The sequence below is a fragment of the Campylobacter volucris genome (assembly GCF_008011665.1).
GTDB lineage: Bacteria > Campylobacterota > Campylobacteria > Campylobacterales > Campylobacteraceae > Campylobacter_D > Campylobacter_D volucris_A.
Genome location: NZ_VOWJ01000027.1, coordinates 1 through 1,368, shown reverse-complemented (window position 1 = coordinate 1,368; position 1,368 = coordinate 1). Strand labels below are relative to the sequence as shown.

The 1,368-nt window shown below is 21.9% G+C and carries 2 protein-coding genes; both read right to left on the bottom strand.

The window, feature by feature from the left end; all coding sequences use genetic code 11:
• The coding region (locus FPD38_RS05045) for a contractile injection system protein, VgrG/Pvc8 family (protein WP_222705451.1) at positions 1-575 on the bottom strand (575 nt) is incomplete at its 3' end.
• A 27-nt stretch (positions 576-602) separates the two neighbouring features.
• Positions 603-1,241 carry a hypothetical protein gene (locus FPD38_RS05040; protein ID WP_261798300.1) on the bottom strand — a complete coding sequence of 213 codons (639 nt, stop codon included), beginning with the start codon at positions 1,239-1,241 and terminating at the stop codon, positions 603-605.
• Between the last annotated feature and the right edge of the window lie 127 nt (positions 1,242-1,368).

The following is a 1,368-nucleotide window of genomic DNA, read 5'->3' as shown; positions in this document are numbered from 1 at the left end:
ATAAATTCTAAATCACTTTCATTGTATTGAGATATAAGCTCTTTAGTTTCATATATATGATGAATATTAGAAAAATCAATGTTTTTATTTAGCTTGGTGTTGTAATAGGCTAAGGTTTGTTTAATTACTTCTATTATGTTTGTATGAGTATAAATACGATTTGCTTTATTAAAATCAAGTCTTATTAAAGGAGAATGCAAGTTAAACTTAAAAAAATGTTTATGGTTTAATTGTTTAAAATTTTCTTTTACAATATTGCTAGCACTGCCTTGATTAATGCCTAAATACTCAACATAAGATATTATTCCTTTATAAATCATATCAATATTAGTTGAAAAGTCTATCTTTTTGTTTTCATAAGGATTTTTAATTATAAGTGAAGCTTCTTTATCAATAAGCATATTAGGATTAAATTCAATATTATCATCACTAAAAATATCATTATTGATATTTTCATAAAAACCCTCACATTCACATAAGAAGATCTGATCCAAGCTTTCTTTTATAATGGCTTTTGTGATTTTAAAATCAAGTTTGTTAATTTTTAAATTAAGATAAGAGTTGTTTGTATTCATTAAAAAAACCTTTGTTGGTATTGGGATTTATTGGTGGGGTATTGGGATTGAAATACAATTGAGTGTTTCTTGAAGATTTTCATATTCATTTATCCAATACAATTGTATTTTTTTTGCCCCAAAGGGTGTAATAAGTGTAAAATATCTAAAATCTTCTATTTTAAGATTAAAAATTTTATCAAATTTGATATAGTTCATTAAGCCGTAATCTTTAAAATCACATTCTTTGTATATAGATTTTAAAAATTTTGGTATTTCATTGACAATGAAAAGTATTTTTATTTTTTCTTTTGATAGATTAATAGTTAATTCTTTTACTATATTATTTGGATATTCTTGTTTAATGATATCTAATAATTGTTTGTTGCTACAATTTTCCAAGCTATCAAGTTTAATTTCAAAATCTTTTTTAATTTCTAATTTTGTAGGTGTATATTGTAATTTATGCTCTTTATTAGATTGTGGCAGCAGTATATTAATTTCTTTTTTATCTTGAATAATTATTTTAGCAATACCCATAATTTTTGTATTTAAATCTAATAAAATTTGTAAGTCTTTTTTAGAGATTATGTTTTCTATATCTTTTTTAAAACTATTTAGATTTAAATTTTCACTAGATAAAAATTGCATAAGTTTATTTAAAAATATGGGTTGAGGAAGTATCATAGTTCTTTCAATCTTAAATTTTTAAGTTCTTTTAAATTTATAGCTTTAATTAAAATTCTTTCTTCTGATTGTATTAAAGCAAATTCTTGTAATTTTTCTAAAGCTTCTTTGTATTCTAAATATCCTA